The organism is Bacillus sp. JJ783 (assembly GCF_036963225.1).
In the GTDB taxonomy this organism is placed as follows: domain Bacteria; phylum Bacillota; class Bacilli; order Bacillales; family Bacillaceae_G; genus Bacillus_A; species Bacillus_A cereus_U.
In genome coordinates this window covers 1-2194 of record NZ_JBALMG010000192.1, presented here as the reverse complement: position 1 = coordinate 2194, position 2194 = coordinate 1, and the positions used below count along the sequence as shown (strand labels likewise).

Sequence of the window (2194 nt, the reverse complement as noted above, 5' to 3'; positions counted from 1 at the left end):
TGTTATAAGATGCATCAGTGCAAGTTATTAAATTCTTTATCGGATTTATGTCAGTTACAGTCATATTTCTAGTAAACAAATGACCATCTCTATAATAGGTAATCAATATCTTCTCTTCAGAGAGAAATGTACATAATAACTTGTTTTCAATAATTTCTTGTTCGTCTTGGGCTAATGTAGGGCGCTCCACTTTTGTTTGTTTTTTAACAATCTTACCGATACCAAGGAATTTCTTCGGTATCGAAGAGAATGGAGTCCGCTTAACCGTTTTTGGCATATTTGTATAGTTCATGCTGTATATCTCCCTAATTGCTATTAATAACTGTATCATTATATCAAACTTTGGAGATGCTAGGATTATTTACGTAATTATAAAATAAACATTTAGAGGTTTTTGGCTCCTTATAAAATCAAACCAATTTGACTAAGAATGACTTATATATAATAGGAGAAATTAATGTGAAGTCCCTTTGTAGGTAAGCGTGTTGTTGCTAAGGTTAATAATCTACGTTGAACATACGCGTATATTTTTTGAAATATGCTGAAAGCAGTGCAACGTCCTCTGTCCAATCAACAAATAACCCTTTGTTTAAAAATCAAAGGTATTTGCAGCCTGCTCCTTATGGTATTGATGCAGAATATACATGGACAAAACCAGGTGGAGATGGGCAGGGGATAACTTTTGTTGATATGGAAAATGGATGGTTATTAGATCATGAAGATTTAGTAGACAAAAATATTCAGTTTGTGCCTGGCAGTGTAAACCTAATTCATCAGGCTGGTCATGGTACTTCAGTATTAGGAATAGTTGTCGCTAGTGATAATAATATAGGTATTGTAGGAACTTCTTCTAAAGCGAACGCTATGGTTACATCAACTACAAGAAGTGATGGTAGTGGTAACATGGCAGATTCGATTTTGCAGGCAGTTAAAGTAATGAAACCTGGTGAGGTTCTATTATTGGAGATGCAGGTTGGTAGTAAACTTGGACTTGCCCAATAGAATATGATATAGAAAAATTTAAGGCTATTAAATATGCCACTGATAAAGGCATTATTGTAATAGAAGCTGGAGCTAATGGCAGTGTAGATTTAGATAAATTGACCGATGCAAATGGGAGATATACTTTAAATCGTAACAGTCCTAATTTTAAAGATTCAGGAGCTATTATGGTAGGCGCTGCATCATCAGCTCTTCCTCATAAACGACTATATTTTTCTAACTATGGAAGTCGAATAGATACATATGCATGGGGAGAGAATGTAACAACGGCCGCCTTATCTGGTTATACATCATATTTCAATGGAACTTCAAGTGCATCATCAATTATCGCTGGAGCCGCAGTCAATTTACAAGGAATTGCAAAAAAAAGTCCTTGGAAGACCTCTGACTCCAAAAGAAATGAGAGAGCTACTCAGTGATCCAGCTACAGCAACTCTATCAGCAAATCCAGAAAATGAAATAGGAGTAATGCCAAATTTAAAAGCGATCATTAATAAATTAGAGAATTCTACAGATAGCATAAATACTACTTCTAATCCCAAAAAGGAATCAAACGATAATATAGTATTTCCTGAATAATTTGAACTACAAAATCACGTTACTACTCATGCAAGAGAATAGTAACGTGATTTTTATTTTTAGTGTCAAGTTGATGGAAAGGGGGAAAATTAACTACATCCTAATGTTCCTAGTGTGGAAGGTAGAGTTTATGACACTTTTAGAGTGTAATAAAGAGAAAATTGAAGAAGGAAAAAGAGCAGAAAGAAACAGGGGGGATTTATTAGATATTTTAGATAATGAACAATAGCAATAAAACAGGATTAAGCATAAAAGAAATCAAAATTGTTAGGATAGGCTTTTAAAGTCTATCTTATTTTTATGAAAAATATAATCAAATCTTGAAGTGGGTAAACAAGTAAAAGGAAATAAGAAAAGCTTTGAAGATATAAAAAATGAGTATGGATATAATAATTTTGATGAATCAGCTATTAAACCAACATTATTAAATCTTTATATCGCGTTGTATATTTCGTGATGAAAAACAACAAATAACGACATATCTTTTTAGAAATATTGTTTATTTGTTGTTTATTCGTTGTTAATTTATTGTTTTTTCGCTGTGCATTTGTTGTTTTTTGTTGTGGAGAAATATGTAATTATGCATATCTAAATAAAGGGGATCGATATACAG

At 32.6% G+C, this 2194-nt stretch carries 4 protein-coding genes; 3 read left to right on the top strand and 1 reads right to left on the bottom strand.

Annotated features, from left to right (window positions below; genetic code table 11):
- Positions 1 to 292, bottom strand: a 292-nt coding sequence (locus V7038_RS27525; RefSeq protein ID WP_335695940.1) for a YolD-like family protein, incomplete at its 3' end; no start/stop codon positions are given.
- A gap of 314 nt (positions 293 to 606) precedes the next feature.
- On the opposite strand from V7038_RS27525, the gene V7038_RS27520 reads away from it, so the two are divergent.
- From V7038_RS27520 to V7038_RS27515, 3 genes are read left to right on the top strand one after another with little or no spacing between them, the layout of a single operon-like run.
- Complete coding sequence (locus tag V7038_RS27520) at positions 607 to 1002, top strand: hypothetical protein (protein ID WP_335695939.1); 396 nt, start codon at positions 607 to 609, stop codon at positions 1000 to 1002.
- The gene (locus tag V7038_RS29635) at positions 999 to 1421 is read left to right on the top strand and encodes a S8 family serine peptidase (RefSeq protein WP_438825123.1); all 423 of its coding nucleotides are present in this window, start codon (positions 999 to 1001) and stop codon (positions 1419 to 1421) included. Before V7038_RS27520 ends, V7038_RS29635 begins: the two co-directional genes overlap by 4 nt.
- Entirely contained in the window at positions 1315 to 1581 is a 267-nt protein-coding gene (locus tag V7038_RS27515; RefSeq protein ID WP_335695938.1) for a hypothetical protein, read from the top strand. Before V7038_RS29635 ends, V7038_RS27515 begins: the two co-directional genes overlap by 107 nt.
- The last annotated feature ends 613 nt before the right edge of the window (positions 1582 to 2194 follow it).